16 protein-coding genes are annotated in these 16,392 nt (G+C 66.2%); 5 read left to right on the top strand and 11 right to left on the bottom strand.

Annotated features, from left to right (window positions below; translation table 11 throughout):
- Positions 1 to 44 precede the first annotated feature (44 nt).
- Positions 45 to 488 (bottom strand): TerB family tellurite resistance protein, encoded by a 444-nt coding sequence (locus ACMUJL_RS03990; protein WP_375570285.1) that lies wholly within the window; start codon positions 486 to 488, stop codon positions 45 to 47.
- Complete coding sequence (locus ACMUJL_RS03985) at positions 482 to 1,237, bottom strand: hypothetical protein (RefSeq protein ID WP_416914135.1); 756 nt, start codon at positions 1,235 to 1,237, stop codon at positions 482 to 484. Before ACMUJL_RS03985 ends, ACMUJL_RS03990 begins: the two co-directional genes overlap by 7 nt.
- A gap of 171 nt (positions 1,238 to 1,408) precedes the next feature.
- On the opposite strand from ACMUJL_RS03985, the gene ACMUJL_RS03980 reads away from it, so the two are divergent.
- Positions 1,409 to 1,981 (top strand): hypothetical protein, encoded by a 573-nt coding sequence (locus ACMUJL_RS03980; protein ID WP_068291761.1) that lies wholly within the window; start codon positions 1,409 to 1,411, stop codon positions 1,979 to 1,981.
- Positions 1,982 to 2,023: 42 nt separating this feature from the next.
- Here ACMUJL_RS03980 and ACMUJL_RS03975 read toward each other — a convergent pair whose 3' ends face one another.
- Together ACMUJL_RS03975 and secG are read right to left on the bottom strand one after the other, a co-directional pair.
- On the bottom strand, positions 2,024 to 3,667 hold the full coding sequence (locus ACMUJL_RS03975) for a CTP synthase (RefSeq protein WP_068291758.1): 1,644 nt from the start codon (positions 3,665 to 3,667) through the stop codon (positions 2,024 to 2,026).
- 171 nt (positions 3,668 to 3,838) lie between these two features.
- On the bottom strand, positions 3,839 to 4,195 hold the full coding sequence (secG, locus tag ACMUJL_RS03970; RefSeq protein WP_068291755.1) for a preprotein translocase subunit SecG: 357 nt from the start codon (positions 4,193 to 4,195) through the stop codon (positions 3,839 to 3,841).
- 236 nt (positions 4,196 to 4,431) lie between these two features.
- Between secG and ACMUJL_RS03965 the strand changes: the two genes are divergently transcribed.
- Positions 4,432 to 5,724, top strand: coding sequence for an adenylosuccinate synthase (locus tag ACMUJL_RS03965; RefSeq protein ID WP_375570292.1), 1,293 nt, complete (start codon positions 4,432 to 4,434; stop codon positions 5,722 to 5,724).
- Between the two features lie 36 nt (positions 5,725 to 5,760).
- A complete protein-coding gene (locus tag ACMUJL_RS03960; protein ID WP_068291747.1) occupies positions 5,761 to 6,003 on the top strand; it encodes a DUF2842 domain-containing protein in 243 nt (80 codons plus the stop codon).
- Positions 6,004 to 6,088: 85 nt separating this feature from the next.
- Here the strand turns inward: ACMUJL_RS03960 and ACMUJL_RS03955 are convergent, their stop codons facing one another.
- On the bottom strand, positions 6,089 to 8,389 hold the full coding sequence (locus ACMUJL_RS03955; protein WP_416914134.1) for a hypothetical protein: 2,301 nt from the start codon (positions 8,387 to 8,389) through the stop codon (positions 6,089 to 6,091).
- 223 nt (positions 8,390 to 8,612) lie between these two features.
- Here ACMUJL_RS03955 and ACMUJL_RS03950 point away from each other — a divergent pair, with 223 nt between their 5' ends.
- The gene (locus tag ACMUJL_RS03950; RefSeq protein WP_068290763.1) at positions 8,613 to 9,290 is read left to right on the top strand and encodes a thiamine diphosphokinase; all 678 of its coding nucleotides are present in this window, start codon (positions 8,613 to 8,615) and stop codon (positions 9,288 to 9,290) included.
- On the opposite strand, the gene ACMUJL_RS03945 is transcribed toward ACMUJL_RS03950, so the two are convergent.
- From ACMUJL_RS03945 to ACMUJL_RS03930, 4 genes are all read right to left on the bottom strand, one after another.
- On the bottom strand, positions 9,275 to 10,216 hold the full coding sequence (locus ACMUJL_RS03945) for a DMT family transporter (RefSeq protein ID WP_138176882.1): 942 nt from the start codon (positions 10,214 to 10,216) through the stop codon (positions 9,275 to 9,277). The two genes, ACMUJL_RS03950 and ACMUJL_RS03945, sit on opposite strands and share 16 nt — an antisense overlap.
- A 63-nt stretch (positions 10,217 to 10,279) precedes the next feature.
- Positions 10,280 to 11,212 (bottom strand): DMT family transporter, encoded by a 933-nt coding sequence (locus tag ACMUJL_RS03940; RefSeq protein WP_375570297.1) that lies wholly within the window; start codon positions 11,210 to 11,212, stop codon positions 10,280 to 10,282.
- 99 nt (positions 11,213 to 11,311) lie between these two features.
- Positions 11,312 to 12,685 (bottom strand): L-serine ammonia-lyase, encoded by a 1,374-nt coding sequence (locus ACMUJL_RS03935; RefSeq protein ID WP_375570299.1) that lies wholly within the window; start codon positions 12,683 to 12,685, stop codon positions 11,312 to 11,314.
- Positions 12,685 to 13,401 (bottom strand): glutathione S-transferase family protein, encoded by a 717-nt coding sequence (locus tag ACMUJL_RS03930; protein ID WP_375570301.1) that lies wholly within the window; start codon positions 13,399 to 13,401, stop codon positions 12,685 to 12,687. The genes ACMUJL_RS03935 and ACMUJL_RS03930 overlap by 1 nt, the downstream gene beginning before the upstream one ends.
- 156 nt (positions 13,402 to 13,557) lie before the next feature.
- Here ACMUJL_RS03930 and rpiA point away from each other — a divergent pair, with 156 nt between their 5' ends.
- Entirely contained in the window at positions 13,558 to 14,346 is a 789-nt protein-coding gene (gene rpiA, locus ACMUJL_RS03925) for a ribose-5-phosphate isomerase RpiA (protein ID WP_375570303.1), read from the top strand.
- Between the two features lie 43 nt (positions 14,347 to 14,389).
- Here the strand turns inward: rpiA and ACMUJL_RS03920 are convergent, their stop codons facing one another.
- Together ACMUJL_RS03920 and ACMUJL_RS03915 are read right to left on the bottom strand one after the other, a co-directional pair.
- Positions 14,390 to 15,724 carry an ATP-binding protein gene (locus ACMUJL_RS03920; protein ID WP_416914133.1) on the bottom strand — a complete coding sequence of 445 codons (1,335 nt, stop codon included), beginning with the start codon at positions 15,722 to 15,724 and terminating at the stop codon, positions 14,390 to 14,392.
- On the bottom strand, positions 15,721 to 16,380 hold the full coding sequence (locus ACMUJL_RS03915) for a response regulator transcription factor (protein WP_375574016.1): 660 nt from the start codon (positions 16,378 to 16,380) through the stop codon (positions 15,721 to 15,723). Before ACMUJL_RS03915 ends, ACMUJL_RS03920 begins: the two co-directional genes overlap by 4 nt.
- Positions 16,381 to 16,392 lie beyond the last annotated feature (12 nt).

Here is a 16,392-nt window from a genome sequence, read left to right as displayed (position 1 = left end):
GGTCTCCGTTCTGGCGGACAAGTGTGGGGCGAAATCGGATGCCGTCAACCGATGGCGCTGCGGGCCCGTGCCAGGGCCTCGCGCAGATCGTCCTCGTCCAGCCCCAGGATCACGCGGGTGGCATGGATTTCCTCGATCTCTTCGACATGGGGCATGCCGTCGACCAGCATCACCTCGCACAGCGCCTCGAGCGCCGAAAGGCGATGCGCGTGATCCAGCTCGTTGCGGATCAGGTCGGCGAACGTGTCGGTGTTGGGCGCGCGCGCATCCAGTTTCTCGCAGGTGGCGCGCATCTTGGCCGCTTCCACCGGGTTCAGGTCGAACAGACGCGCCAGCAGCCGGTCGATCCGCTGGATTTCGGCCAGGTGATAGCTGTGATCGGATTTCGCGACACGCACCATCAGCACACCCAGCGCCATCTGCGGGTCGGGCTGGGGCAGGGGCGCATCGTGATGGGCGCGGAAGGAACTGAACAGCTTGCCTAACATGCTCCGACACTAGCGCGCGGTCGGCGGCCTGCCAAGACGGGCGCAGGCGCTTGGTCGCCCGGTGTGGCCGCGCGGCCCATCAGGGCGGCGCGCGCGAAAAGGATGTCATCGACCGCGATGCCGCCCGGATCGGTGTTCAGGATGACCACGCCCGCGATCCGCGGCTGGCCGCTGGCCGTCTGGAACCCCAGCGCGGTGATGCCTTCGGTCAGGGGTGTGATGACCCTGCCCAGGACGCGCCCGTCCCGCGCAAGAAAGATCGCCTCGACCATGCCGCGCGGGGCAGGGCGGGTGCCCAACGGATCGGGGTAATCGGAATGGATCAGCATGCCCGTCGCGGCCTGGTCCTGATCGAACAGGATCGCCAGCGATCCTTCGCCACGTCCCGACAGCCGGCCGAAGCCGTCCGGCCCGATGGGAAAGGCCGCGTTCGAGCCGAAGCCGCGATGCCGCGCCACGGCCAGGCCCTGCCCATCCGGCCCCGTGGCCAGGCGCAGCGGGCCATCGGCCTGTGCCGCGACAAGGCTGTCATGCCGCCCCCCGTCCCGCCGGCTCAGGATGCCGGGGGCCTGTCCCTCGAAATGGCTGGCAACGGCAAGGCCCGGTGCGTGATGGGGCGCGCGCAGCAGATGGCCGGGTTCGTCGCGCAGCGGCCAGGCCTCGAAACCCTCGAGGCTGTCCAGCTCGCGCAGCAGGTCGCCATAGGCCCTGCTGACGATGCCTTCGGCCCTCGCAGATGCGGCCAGCACGCTGCATATGGACAGGCCCAGCAGCCAGACTACAAGGGCTGCCCCGGCACGGCGCGGCAGGAAACAGGCGCTAAACCGCCGATTGCACAGCCTTGTCACATTCGCTCCCCAAAATAACCGCACTGGATCGGTATCGTTCGAGAACGTTAACCCGCAGAAGGATTGTGTGCCATGGTCAGTGCAGGCCTGATGGATGTTCAAAAGACACAAGCCCAGGCGCTGCCCGATACCGGCGCGGTCTCCGGTGCGACGGCGATCCATGCCGCCCTTCTTTTCGATTGGGATGGCGATGATCCAGAGCATCTGCGCCTGATGATGACCCGCAAGGGGGTCGATCTGGAAACGGCCGTGCAGGTGTTCTTCAACGGTGCGCCCGAGCGGTACAACATGATCGCCAAGGCCGATCTGCCGGCAGCGGCGCAGGCGCGTTGCGGCCTGCTTGACTCCATTCATCGCCGGATCGTCTGCGGCTTCTACCTGCCCGATCCCGAACGGGGGCTGGGGCTGGCGCATATGGCCATGCAGGACTGGATCAACCGCCAGGACATCGACGGCGCGGCCGGCAAATCCGGGCGCTGGGTGTTCGACCGCGAGATGCTTGATCTGCAGATGACGGGGCCGGGCCGGACCATCGTCAAGCCGCGCCCCGTCGCGCACGCGGGCGGACCCGCATTGTGGGAAAGGCTGGCCCGCATGGTCATGCGGGAAAAACCGGTGCAAACCGACAAGACGCCGGAAAGCTGAGCCGACGGGGCCCGGCCCCGTCCAGCAGCAGCTTGCAGCAGATTACACCAGACGCGAGGTTTCGACCGCGGCGCGCACGAAATCGGCAAACAGCGGATGCGGCGCGAAGGGTTTCGACTTGAGTTCCGGGTGGAACTGCACGCCGATGAACCACGGATGGTCCTTCCATTCGACGATTTCGGGCAGGCGACCATCCGGGGACATGCCCGAGAACATCAGCCCGCAGCCTTCCAGCTTTTCACGGTAGCGGATATCGACCTCGTAGCGGTGGCGGTGGCGTTCCTCGATCGCGGTGCCGCCATAGACCTGCGCCACCAGCGACCCTGCCGCCAGCGAGGCGTCATAGGCGCCCAGGCGCATCGTGCCGCCCTTGTCGTCCCCGACCTTGCGTTCGACCACATGGTTGCCCTGCACCCATTCCTTGAGGTGATAGACAACAGGTTCGAAGCGTTTCTTGCCGGCCTCGTGGTCGAATTCTTCCGATCCCGCCGTGGTCAGGCCCGCAACATTGCGCGCGGCCTCGATCACCGCCATCTGCATGCCAAGGCAGATGCCCAGGTATGGGATCTTGCGGGTGCGGGCGAATTCCGCCGCCTTGATCTTGCCTTCGGTCCCGCGCTCGCCAAAGCCGCCGGGCACGAGGATGGCGTGGAAGCCTTCCAGGTAGGGGGCGGGGTCCTCGGTGTCGAAGATTTCGGCATCGACCCATTCCACGTTGACCTTGACGCGGTTGGCCATGCCACCGTGGGTCAGCGCCTCCTTGATCGACTTGTAGGCATCTTCCAGCTGCGTGTACTTGCCCACGATGGCGATATTGACCGCGCCGTCAGTATTGTGGATGCGGTCCACCACATCCTCCCACACGGTCAGGTCGGGGCGTGGCGCGGGGCTGATCTGGAAGGCATCCAGCACGGCCTGGTCCAGGCCTTCGCGGTGATAGGCCAGCGGCGCCTCGTAGATCGAATTCAGGTCATAGGCGGCAACGACAGCCTCTTTGCGGACATTGCAGAACAGCGCGATCTTCTCGCGTTCCTTTTCGGGAATCGGATGTTCGGACCGGCAGACCAGGATATCGGGGGCGATACCGATGCTTTGCAGTTCCTTGACGGAATGCTGTGTCGGCTTGGTCTTCAGCTCGCCCGAGGCGGCGAGGTAGGGCAGCAGGGTCAGATGCATGAAGATGCACTGCCCGCGAGGGCGGTCGTGGGAAAACTGGCGGATCGCCTCGAAGAACGGCAGGCCTTCGATATCGCCGACGGTGCCGCCGATCTCGCACAACATGAAATCGACCTCGTCCGCGCCCACGGCCAGGAAATCCTTGATCTCGTTGGTGACGTGGGGGATCACCTGGATCGTCTTGCCCAGGTAGTCGCCGCGACGTTCCTTTTCCAGCACGTTGGAATAGATGCGCCCCGAACTGACCGAGTCGGTCTTGCGCGCGGCCACGCCCGTGAAACGCTCGTAATGGCCAAGGTCCAGGTCGGTTTCCGCGCCATCGTCGGTGACGAAGACCTCGCCATGCTCGAAGGGCGACATGGTGCCGGGATCGACGTTCAGGTAGGGGTCCAGCTTGCGCAGGCGTACCGAAAATCCGCGTGCCTGCAGCAATGCACCCAGTGCCGCCGAGGCCAGGCCCTTGCCCAGCGAGGATACAACCCCACCCGTGATGAAAATATAGCGTGCCATCGGTTGGCATCCCCCGTCGTTCAGGCTGCGTCTCTCAGCGAATTAGCGCCTTTTGCGGATATCCGGAACCGCAGCACCACGGGATTTGACCCTTAGAGGATTCGCGGACAAAAGGCAAGCTGGCCGCAACATGATGTTGCGGCGCGGTGTGGTTTCTCAATCCCTAGTGGATCAGTCGGCGCGCGGCACCAGCGGGGCCGTGTCGCCAGCGGGCGGGGGCAGCAGATCGCCCGCAGGGGCCACCGGATCGGCCGCAGGCGCGCTGCGCTCGCCGCCGACGCGGTCCAGCACCGAGGTGCCGGCCGATTTCTGTGCCGCGATGATGGTCAGCGTGATCGAGGTGCAGATGAAGGCAATCGCCAGCACCCAGGTCACCTTGCCCAGCGCCGTGGCCGCAGCCCGGCCCGTCATCGCGCCGCCGCCACCGCCACCCATGCCCAGGCCGCCACCCTCCGACCGCTGCATCAGCACGACGCCGATCAGCCCAAGCGCCAGAAGAAGGTGGATGATGAGGATGACGTTTTCCATGGACGATCGCCTGACTGGTCTGGGTGGGCCACGTGGTTGAGCCGTGTTCTGCCCTGCTATCTAGGCAATTTGATCACGCGGGGCAACCCGCGAAACGGGGGCTGTCCGGGGGCTTTGCACGAAAGCCTGCGCAGAAAGCGCCGTCATTGCAGCCGCGCGCCCCAATTTCCGGTTTCATGTATCTGCGCGGGTCGATATGACGGGCGCGGGTTTGATCCAGCAAAGAAGGACAGGCAATGGCGAACGTGGTGGTCGTGGGGGCCCAGTGGGGCGATGAAGGCAAGGGCAAGATCGTCGACTGGCTGTCCGAGCGCGCCGATGTGATCGCGCGCTTCCAGGGCGGGCACAATGCGGGCCACACGCTGGTGATCGACGGCAAGGTGTTCAAGCTGTCGCTGCTGCCATCGGGAATCGTGCGCGGCGGCAAGCTGAGCGTGATCGGCAATGGCGTGGTGCTGGACCCCTGGCACCTGGTCAAGGAAATCGCGGGCCTGCGCGGCCAGGGCGTGACGATCACCCCCGAGACATTGATGATCGCGGAAAACACGCCGCTGATCCTGCCCTTCCACGGAGAGCTGGACCGCGCGCGCGAAGAGGCGGTGGGCGTGGCCAAGATCGGCACCACCGGGCGCGGCATCGGCCCCGCCTATGAGGACAAGGTCGGGCGTCGCGCGATCCGCGTGGCCGATCTGGCCGATCCCGAGACGCTGGAAGCGCGGGTGGACCGTGCGCTGGTGCATCACGATGCGCTGCGCCGGGGCCTCGGCATGGACCCGGTTGATCGCGCGGCCCTGATCGCGGCCCTGACCGAGATCGCCCCCGCCGTTCTGGAATATGCAGCCCCCGTCTGGAAGGTGCTGAACGAAAAGCGCAAATCGGGCAAGCGCATCCTTTTTGAGGGCGCGCAGGGCGCGTTGCTGGACATCGATTTCGGCACCTATCCTTTCGTCACCTCGTCCAACGTGATCGCGGGGCAGGCGGCAACCGGCGTGGGCATGGGCCCCGGCGCCATCGATTTCGTGCTGGGAATCGTCAAGGCCTACACGACCCGCGTGGGCGAGGGCCCGTTCCCGGCGGAACTGCATGATGCCGACGGTCAGCGCCTGGGCGAGCGGGGCCATGAATTCGGCACCGTGACCGGGCGCAAGCGGCGTTGCGGCTGGTTCGATGCCGTGCTGGTGCGCCAGACCTGCGCCACCTCGGGTGTGTCGGGCATCGCGCTGACCAAGCTTGACGTGCTGGACGGGTTCGAGACGCTGAAGATCTGCGTCGGCTACGAGCTGGACGGTGAGCGGATCGATTACCTGCCGACGGCCGCGAACCACCAGGCGCGCTGCAAGCCGATCTACGAGGAAATGCCCGGCTGGAGCGAATCCACCGAAGGCGCGCGCAGCTGGGCCGATCTTCCGGCGGCGGCGATCAAATACGTGCGCCGCGTCGAGGAGTTGATCGATTGCCCGGTCGCCCTACTTTCCACCTCACCCGAGCGGGAGGACACGATCCTTGTGACCGATCCGTTCGAGGATTGATGCGGAACCTGCAGGTCCAAGGAGGGTGCGGCTGTCATGGCGCTGAGTTACAAGGCCCGCAAGCGCTGGTCACTGGTCATTCTGCTGGTCGGCCTGCCGCTTTACATCATGGCGGCGGTCACGCTGGTCAGCCTGATCGAGAGGCCGACAATCCTTGTCGAGCTGCTGATCTACGTCGGCCTCGGCTTTGTGTGGATCATGCCGTTCAAATTCGTGTTCCGCGGGATCGGGCAGGCCGATCCCGACGCGCCGCAGGATGACGGGCAGCCCCGCGACTGACCTTCGGTCGAACCGGACAGGCAACCGGATGTGCAAAAGGGCGGCCATTGGCCGCCCCTTTTTGTTTCGGATCTGTCGGGCCTGATCAGCCGGCGCGGCGCGCAGCCGGCTTGAAGCTGATGTCTTCCGATGCCGTAAACCGGCCCGCCCGGATCTTCTGGATCTTGCCCTGGCGCAGCAACTGGCCGAAGGCGCGCAGGCCGTCTTCGCGGCTCAGCATGTCGTTCGACCCCTGGCGTGCCTTCTTCATCAGCTGCGGACGCGAGAATTCCTCGCGCGCTTCGACATGCACCAGATAGGCCGCGGCGGCCTCCAGCAGGTCGGGCAGCGACGTGGCACCCATCTTGCGGGCGAAATCGGCGAAACCGCTTTCCTCGTCCGTGTTGCCTGCCACGGGTGCTTCGTCGATGTCGGCCTCCTCGGGCAGCGGCGCCAGGGACACGCGGCGCGGGCGCACCGGCGCGCCCGAACGCGTTTCGGGCAGGTCAACCCGCTGTTCCGCCACCAGTTTCAGCGGCGCAGGGCGCACATCAGAGGGGCGCGGCGTGGCGCTGCTCTGCTCTGTCACGGGGCGGCGCGGGCGCATGACGCTGGCCAGATCCTCGCGGAAGACATTCGCCGCCGGGTCCCGGTTGGGAATCACGCCTGCCGATTGATCCGCCTTTGTGGCCGCGACGGCCGCGCGCAGATGCGCGATGGCGTTGCGACGGTTCGCGCCCTCGGGTTCGGTCAGTTCGTTCTCGGTCTTGGCCATCAGGCGGGACATGTCATCCTCTGCCGTGACCTTGCCCAGCCGGTCGCGCGGATCGCGCAGAACCATGGGGGTCTTTTCTTCCTCCGCCTCGTCCGCGTCAGCATCCATGCTGTCGTCATCGGCATCATCTTCGTCGAAGATCGAGGTGGTGTCCTCGTCGTCCTCGTAGGCGTCTTCGTCTTCGTCGTCGTCCAGATCGGCCAGGTTGGTGACCGTCGCCGCAGGTGCGGCATGGTCATCGGTGTCGCGATAGAGGTCCAGAAGCTCGGCCTCGACCGCGGCCAGTTCACGGCGCAGTTCGTCTTCCTTCTCGGGGCTCAGCTCGGAAAAGGGCGCACGGGCGGTACCGGCGGCGCTTTCGTCGGCAAGTGCGGCGGGATCGGCATCGGCTGCTTCCTCGATCAGTTCGCCACGGGCAATCGCCGCTTCCAGATCCTCGCGCTTGATTTTCATCACGCGGGCCAAGGCGGGGGCATCCTGCCCGGCAGCGTCATCCCCGGCGATGTCCTGAGCCGGGATTTCGGTTTCTGCCGTCTCGATGATCTCGATGTCGTCCTCATCGAGGGACAGGAAGGTTTCGACAGCGTGTTCGGCAGCTGCGTCCACAGCTTCGCCTGCGGCCTCTTCCTCGGTCTCAGCGGTCGTTTCCACCGCGTCCATCGCGGGGGCCAGGTCGGTTTCGGGCGCGTCGTCCTGCACCGTTTCAGCGACGGTGTCGGCAAGGTCCGCAGCCTCCGTAGCATCGGCCAGGGCCGCGTCTTCGACCTGCGGGCCCGCATCTGCAATCGCATCTGGCTGGGCCGCAGGCGCATAGGCGGTGTCATCACCGGCCAAACGGCTGAGAAGCGCGTCGATCTCGTCGGTCTCGGCTTCGGTCGGGGCTTCCATGGCCTGATCGTCCAGCGACAGGGCCAATTCGATATGGGTGGTTGCCTCGGCCAGAAACTCCTCGGCGAAGTTCTCGGCATGCTCGTCTTCGGAATAGGTGTCGGCAATCGGCGCGGACCGCGTCACCACGTCGCGGATGCGCTGCAACTTGGCGGCCACGCTTTCGGGGTCCGGATGGGGCACGGGCGTCGGGCGCTGCTGCAGGGAGGGTGTTGCTGCTGGCTGCGTCTGCATGGCAGGCGCGGCGGGTGCCTTGACGACAGCGGGCTGCGGGGCTGGGGGCTGCACCGCTGCGGGGATGACGGCCGCAGGCTGCGGGGCCGGGGCGGGCTGCGGCGCCGGGGCTTCGGGTGCGGCGGGGGCAAAAGCCTGAGGTGCCAGGGGCTGCGGCTGCGCCTGGGGCGCTGCCGGCTGGGGCGCTGCAGGCTGCGGGGCCGGGGCGGGCTGCGGCGCCGGGGCTTCGGGTGCGGCGGGGGCAAAAGCCTGAGGTGCCTGCGGCTGCGGCTGCGCCTGGGGCGCTGCCGGCTGGGGCGCTGCAGGCTGCGGGGCCAGCGGGGCTGCAACGGCGCCGTAGGGCGCTGCGCGCAGCACGATACTGCCGCGCTCTTCGCGGGCTTCGACCCGGCGGGCGATCTCGCGTTCAGCGATCCGGGCCAGCATCTCTGCGTCCGGGACGGGGGGCTCGGCCCCGAAGTAGCGATCTTCCGAGGCCAGGTCCCGGAAGTATTCCGCAATTGCTTTCATGGTTTCGAAGGAATCGTCGAAACCTTCCAAAGTGCATGAAAATGTCCCATAGGAGACCGTGAGAATCTTACTGGTGCTCACCATTGGTCACTCGCTTTCTTTTGCCCGTCTGGATTGTGTTTACCATCGGATAGGCGTCGAAACGGGAACAATTCTTCGATTTTTAACGTATCATTTTGTGTTTACATTGTGATCTGTTTCCTGATTGGACCATAATCAAGCGATGCAAGACATCATTGTTCATTCCCCCGCGCCTGTCACCCTGATCGGTGGGGGCCAGTCCGATGTAGAATCCCTGCAGGATGCGCTGGCCTTGGGGCCGAAACTGGTGGCCGCCGACGGCGGCGCCGGGGTTGCCATGGCCGCGGGGCATCTGCCGGACGCCGTGATCGGCGATATGGATTCGCTGCATCCCGCCGACCGGGCCCGCCTGCCCGAGGGGCGCATCCACCCCATCAGCGAGCAGGACACGACCGATTTCGAGAAATGCCTGATGGCAATCCGGGCGCCGCTGGTTCTGGGGCTTGGCTTCACCGGGCCACGGCTTGATCACCAGATGGCGGCGTTCAATACGCTGGTGCGGCATTACCGGCAACGCTGCCTTCTGATCGGCCCGTCAGAGATCGTGATGCTGGCGCCACCCTCCCTGCGGCTGAACCTGCAGGGCGGCGATGTCGTCTCACTCTTTCCCATGGGCGCGGTCGAGGCGAAATCCGAGGGGCTGCATTGGCCCGTCGGCGGGCTGAGTTTTGCGCCGGACGGTCGTGTGGGCACGTCGAACAGGGCCACGGGACCGATCTGGCTGGCGGTGACGGCCCCCAAGATGCTGCTGATCCTGCCGCGCGCCACATTGGGTCATCTTGTCGAGACCTTGCTGGCCCGCCCCTACGGCTGGGACTGAACGGCGCGCGCCGCGCTCGCGCTGCTCAACTGGCGTTCACGCAACACGATGTAAAGACCCGAGGCCACCGTGACGGTGATGCCCAGGGCCGCCAGCCCATCGGGCAGGTCGCGCCAGATCAGCCAGCCGATCAGCGTGGCGAACGGGATTTCTAGGTATTGCATCGGCGCCAGTGTTGCCGATGGCGCAAAGCGCAGCGACCATGTCATCAGCAGGTGACCGACCGTGCCCAGCAGACCGACCCCGATCAGCAGCGCCCAGTCCTGCCCCGAGGGTATCACCAGCCGCAGCGCGGCGGGTCCCGTATCGACGCCGCCGAAGATCAGCAGGACAGGCAAAAGCACGCAGCTTGCCATGATCCCGCTGACCGCCTGCAACCCGATCGGGTCGGTATCACGCGCCACAAGGCGGGTGACCAGGATGAAGGCCGCAAAGACCACCGCCACACCGACCGGCAGCAAGGCGGGCCAGCCGACCTCGGCAAAGCTGGGCTGGATCACCAGCAAGGTGCCGATGAAGCCCACGATACAGGCGATCAGGCGGCGGGGGCCGACCTCCTCGCCCAGGATGGTATGGCCCAGCAGCAGCAATACGAAGGGCATCACGAAGGCAATGGCGATCGCATCGGCCAGGGCCAGGTATTTCAGCGCGCTGAACATCAGCGTGATCCCCGCGATATGCAGTGCTGTGCGCAGGATCACCAGTCGCAGCATCCGCCCCCGCAGCCGCCAGACACGCCCCGTGGTCAGCACCAGCGGCGCCAGCACAAGCGCCTGCACCGCGAATCGGGCAAAGACCGCCATCAGCAGGGGCACCGTCTCGCCCAGGATCTTGGCCAGCGCATCGGCCAGCGGCGCGACCGCGCAAAAGCCCAGCATCAGCAGGATGCCCAGCATGGGCCGGTCGGGGGGATGGATCACGCTCATGCGCGGCAGGCTAGGAGGGGGCGGCGGGAATGGCAATCGCCCTTGCCGGACATGAGGCCGGGGTCAGCCCCGCTTTTCACGTTCCACCACGCGTTCGCGGTGAAAGATGTAAAGCCCCGACGCCGTGATCACGGCCATGCCCGCGAAGGTCATCGCATTGGGAAGGTCGGAAAAGAACAGCCAGCCAAAGGCCACCGCGCTGAGGATTTCCAGGTAATGCAGCGGCGCCACCGTGGCCGAGGGCGCATAGCGCAGCGCATAGCTGATCATCAGATGCGCAAGCGCCGAGGCCGCGCCCACGGCGAAAAGCCAGGTCCATTCGATCCCTTCCGGCCAGACCGGGCTGATCGTCGGGATCTCGATCCCGGTTCCCAACAACATCACGGGCAGGCAGATCGCCGCCGCGACGGTCGAGGTGTGGAACTGCATCGGCACCGGATGCATCTGCCGCGACAGGCTGCGCGTCACCAGCATGTAGAACGCAAAGAAGAAGGCCGTGCCCAGCGGAAACAGCGCCACCAGCCCGAAGGCCGCGAAACTTGGCTGGATCACCAGCAGCGCGCCCGCAAAGCCCACCACGCTGGCCCCAAGCCGGCGCGGCCCCACCTCTTCGCCGAACAGGTATTTGCCAAGCAACAGCAGGATGAAGGGTTCGACGAAGGCGATCACCAGCGCATCGGCGATGGGCATCACCTTGACGGCTGCCACGAAGAAATAGGTCGACAGGATCAGAAACAGCGCGCGCAGCACCAGCCGCGACAGGACGCCCGGCGGCAGGCGCAACCCGTGACCCAGCAGCAGGCACAGCGGCAGCATCAGCAGGCCCTGCACGATGAAACGCGCGGTTGTCACCTGTCCCACCGGAATGGTCTGGGCCGCCAGTTTCGAGGCCACATCGATCAGCGGCGCTGTCAGGCAGAAGCCCAGCATCAGCACCACGCCCAACACGATGCGGTCGTTCAGATAGGGCAGGGCAGGGGTGCGCGCGTCGCTCATGTCCGGGCTCTAGCGCGGCCTGCGCCCGCCCGCCATTCCAAATGCGACGCGTCTTTCATCGTTCTTCAAATGCCCCGAATTCGGCGCCCGCGCCGCAGATCAACAGTTGGGCACATTCACCGCCAGCCCGCCCAGCGATGTTTCCTTGTATTTTTCTGACATGTCCGCACCCGTCTGGCGCATGGTCTCGATGCACACATCCAGCGAGACAAGGTGCTGCCCGTCCCCGCGCATGGCCAGCGATGCGGCTGACACCGCCTTGATCGCGCCCAGCCCGTTGCGTTCGATACAGGGCACCTGCACCAGCCCCTTGACCGGATCGCAGGTCATGCCCAAGTGATGCTCCAGCGCGATCTCGGCGGCATTCTCGATCTGCTCGGGGCTACCGCCCAGCACGGCGCAAAGCCCGGCGGCGGCCATGGCGGCGGCACTGCCGACCTCGGCCTGGCAACCCGCCTCCGCGCCCGAGATCGAGGCGTTGTATTTCACCAGGCCCCCGATGGCGGCGGCGGTCAGCAGGAATTCGTCCACCCGCGCGGGATTGGCGCCCGGCACATGATCCAGCCAGTAGCGGATCACGGCTGGCATCACGCCTGCCGCGCCATTCGTCGGCGCGGTCACCACCTGGCCGCCTGCGGCGTTTTCCTCGTTCACGGCCATGGCATAGGTGCTCATCCAGTCATTGATGACATGGGGCGCCGTCAGGTTCAGCCCGCGTTCGGCCAGCAGCGCCTGATGGATGCCCCGCGCGCGGCGGCGCACCTTCAGGCCGCCGGGCAGGATGCCGTCATGTTCCAGCCCGCGATCGATGCAGTCGTTCATCACCTGCCAGATGCGGGTGATCCCGCTGTCCAGCGCCGCGCGCGGGCGGCGCGACAGCTCGTTCGTGCGCTTCATCTCGGCGATGCTCTTGCCCGAAGCGCGCGCCATCTTCAGCATTTCGTCGGCGGATTTGAACGGATAGGGCACGGGCGGGCCATCGTCCGTGTCCTTTCCCGCGGCCAGTTCGCCTTCCGTCATCACGAAACCACCGCCGATGGAATAATAGGTCTCGCGCAGGATCACGTCGCCTTGCGCGTCGGTCGCCATCAGCTTCATCCCGTTGGCATGTCCCGGCAGGGCGGGGCCGAAATCAAAGACCAGATCGGCCAGGGGATCGAAATGCAGCGGCGGCAGGCCCTCGACCGCGATCATCTTGGTGTCGCGGATGCTGATCATCAGCGCCTCGGCCTTTTCGTGATCATAGGTGTCGGGCTTCAACCCGGCCAGGCCCAGGATCGTGGCGCGATCCGTCGCATGGCCCACGCCCGTGAAGGCCAGCGACCCGTGCAGCGAGGCGCGCAGCCCATGCGCGGTGAAGGGCTGGCTGCGCAGCAGGTCCAGAAACCGCGCGGCGGCCACCATCGGCCCCATGGTATGCGAGGACGAGGGGCCGATGCCGACCTTGAACATCTCGAAGACGGACAGGAACATTACAGGGCACTTCCTTCGGGTGGAGTGGGATAGGCCGGTTGGGTAAAGGGATGGGACCCCAGACCTTCGGCTTTAGCGCAGATCGCGGTTGCCGCGCGCGCCTCGATCCGGGCGCAAAGCGCCTCCAGATGCGGTGTGGCGGCGCGGTCCCACCACCCGGCCTGATCGACCGGGTAAAGCGTGATCCAGCGCAGGCAGGTTGCAAGGTAATAGTCCAGCATGCTGGGGTCCGGACCGTTCAGCCAGGAATGACCCGCAGCCGCGGCGCTGTCCAGCTGCGCCAGATGGGCGCGCAGCGACTGGCGCAGACGCGCGCGCAGCGCAGCCTGATGGGTGGCATCCTCGCCCACGTATAGCGCGGGGTAGAACAGCATCCTCAGTTCGGCATGCAGCGTGTTGGACAGAAAGAACAGCCATTTCAGGGCATGAGTCCGGTCGGGATGGTCGCAGGGCGGCATCATGGCGCAGGCTTCCGTTCGGTGGCGATCCGCCAGCCAGAGCAGGATCGCCCCGGTTTCGAAAATCGCGCCGTCAGGTGTTTCCAGAACCGGGATGCGGCCATGGGGGTTCAGCGCCAGGTAAGGCACGGATCGCTGCGCCGCGACGCGCCGATCCACCAGCACGGCCTCATAGGGCAGGCGCATCTCCTCCAGCGCCAGCCGCACGATCAGCGAGGCGTTGTCAGGGGCGTAATGCAGGCGGTAGGGATGCGTCATGCGCGCAATCTGACGTCAAATCGGCGCGGATGCACCACCGGAAAACGACGCCTGCCGCAGCTTTCGCGCAAATCGTCGCGATTGCCCCCTCGCACCGGGGGCGCAACTTTCCTATAACCGCCCCCAACCGCCATTCAACCAGACGGAGTCGCTGCCATGCCCGGAGAATTGTCACCCATCGACAAGGCCAAGTTCGTCGCCGCCAAACGCGCGGTGGATTATGTCGAGGACGGGATGCGCGTGGGCTTGGGTACCGGATCGACCGCAGCCTGGATGGTGCGCTGCCTGGGCGAGCTGGTGCGCGATGACGGGCTGAAGATCAAGGGCGTGCCCACATCGACCCGTACGGCGGCGCTGGCGCGCGAGGTGGGCATCGAGGTGATCAGCCTGGACGAGGCGAAATGGCTGGACCTGACGATCGACGGGGCGGATGAATTCGACGGCGATCTGAACCTGATCAAGGGCGGCGGCGGCGCGTTGCTGCAGGAAAAGATCGTGGCCACGGCATCCGACCAGATGATCGTGATCGCCGATGTCGGCAAGGAAGTGGAAACGCTTGGCGCCTTCCCGCTGCCCGTCGAGGTGATCCCCTTTGGCTGGCAGACCACCCGCGCCCTGGTGGAAGAGATGCTGATCTCGATGGACGTTCTGGGCCGCGACGTGACGCTGCGGATGAACGGCGACCGCCCCTTCATCACGGATGAGGGCAATCATATCCTGGACCTGCACCTGAACCGCATCGGGAACCCGCGCCAGCTGGCGATGGTGCTGAACCAGGTGCCGGGCGTGGTGGAAAACGGCCTTTTCATCGACATCTGCGATATCGTGATCGTGGGCTATGGCGATGGCCGGGTAGAGACCCGCGACATCAACCAGGGCACGATCGAACAGGACCGGCTGGATTTCGTCGAGAACGACAACCTGTTCACCGATCTGGCAGACTGACGACTGGCAGACTGAGGACCGACAACCGACGGCCGCAGGCCAGTCACGCGGCAGGCGGTTGCGGGGTGAAAGTGACCTCGAAGCCCGACGCCGCACCCTTGCGGGGGGATGTCACGACCAGCGCGGCCCCCAGCCGTTCGGCAATGGCCGCGACGATGGACAGCCCCAGCCCGCTGCCCGTCGATGACGCCGCCCCGCGCTCGAACCGGCGGGTCAGGCGCTTCAGGCTGTCCGGCGCGACGGCAGGGCCGTCATTGGCCACGCGCAGGCTGCCATTCTCGCCCAGTTCGACCGCGATGGGCGCATCCGGCACGCCATGGCGCAGGGCGTTTTCGACCAGGTTGCGCAGCACGATGCCGACGGCATCGGGGTCGATATCGGTCGGCACCGCCTGATCGGGCAGGTGCGCGGCGATGCGCCCCCCGCCGGGCAGGCGCGCAAGATCATCCACAAGCATGCCGAAGACGGGCCGCAGATCGTAGGTCTGGGCGCTGCGCAGGGGGGCGCCCTCGGCGCGCGACAGTTCCAGCAACTTGGACGACAGGCCGGTCAGGCGCTTGAGCGATGTCTCGATTTCCGCCGCGCGCTGACGCGTCGCGGGATCGGCGGTTTCCGCCTGCAGGCGCTGCACCTGCGCGATGGCCCCGGCCAAGGGCGTGCGCAGCTCATGCGCGGCATTGGCGGCAAAGCCGCGTTCGGCCTGAAAGGCGGCGTCCAGCCGGGCCAGCAGTTCGTTCAGCGTGGCCCCCACCGGCGCAAGTTCCGCCGGCAGATCGGTGATCGGGATCGCGGACAGATCATGCATCGTCCTATCGGCCAGCCGGTCGCGGAACCGGTTGAGCGGGGCCAGGTTCGCGCGCAAGGTCAGGATGATCGCCGCCAGCGCCAGCGGCACCACGACCAGCAGGGGCAGGCCGAGACCCAGCTGGATCTCGCGCGCGACCGAGGCGCGGTGCGCCAGCGGTTCGGCCACGGTCACGCGGATCGTGCCTTGCAGCGCCGCCACCCCATAAAGGCGATGGGTGGCCGTTTCGCGAAATCCCGGCCCGTCCCACTCGGGAAAACTGGCAGGCTCGGCGGAAAAGGATTGCAGCAGGATACGGTCCTGATCGTCGCGCACCAGATAGGTGAAATAGGCGTCATTCTCGGGGATGGCGGCCAGCCTCTGGGTGATGCCTTCCTCTTCGCGGCCGATGATGTCCACCACCACCAGCGGCAAAAGGCGCTGTGCGGTGGCGGCAAGGGCGGAATCGAAGACCTCGTTCATCTGCTGGCGAGCCAGCAGCGCCGTCACCGATGCGGCCGCGATCCACAGCACCATCAGCCCCGCCCCCAGCCAGAGCGCCAGCCGTCCCTGCAGGCTGCGCGGCGCCCTCATCCGCGCCCCAGCCTGTAGCCAAGGCCGCGCTGTGTTTCGATGATCCCGGCCCCCAGCTTCTTGCGCAGGCGGCTGACATGCACCTCGATCGTGTTGCTTTCGATCTCGGTGTCGAAGGCATAAAGCTTTTCTTCCAGCTGCGCCTTGGACAGCAACTGGCCCGGCCGGGCCAGAAACGCCTCGAACAGGGCCCATTCGCGCGCGGTCAGCACGACCGCCCGCTCGTTCAGCAGAACGCTGCGCGCGGCAAGATCGACCTGAAGCGGACCATGGGTGATGATCGGATTCGGATTGCCGCTGTAGCGCCGCGCGACCGAGCCGATCCGCGCCGACAGTTCGGACAGGTCGAAAGGCTTGACCAGGTAGTCATCGGCCCCCGCATTCAGCCCCTCGATCCGGTCCGACACCTGGTCCAGCGCCGTCAGGATGATCACCGGCGTCACGTCGCCGCCTGCGCGCAGGGTCTTGAGAAAGCCTATCCCGCGCCCGTCGGGCAGCATCAGGTCCAGCAGGATCAGATCGAAGGCCGTCGCACGGATGGCATCACCCGCCGCGTCCAGCCGGTTGACCCAATCCACCGAATGCCCGTCGGCCGCGATCTGGTCGCGCACGGCCTGCCCAAGGATGGTGTCGTCTTCGATCAGAAGGATGCGCATGGTCGGTTCCGC

This window comes from Seohaeicola sp., from assembly GCF_048006315.1.
Taxonomy (GTDB): Bacteria; Pseudomonadota; Alphaproteobacteria; order Rhodobacterales; family Rhodobacteraceae; genus Seohaeicola.
The sequence above is the reverse complement of the archived record's forward strand: the minus strand, read 5'-3'. Positions and strand labels throughout refer to the sequence as shown.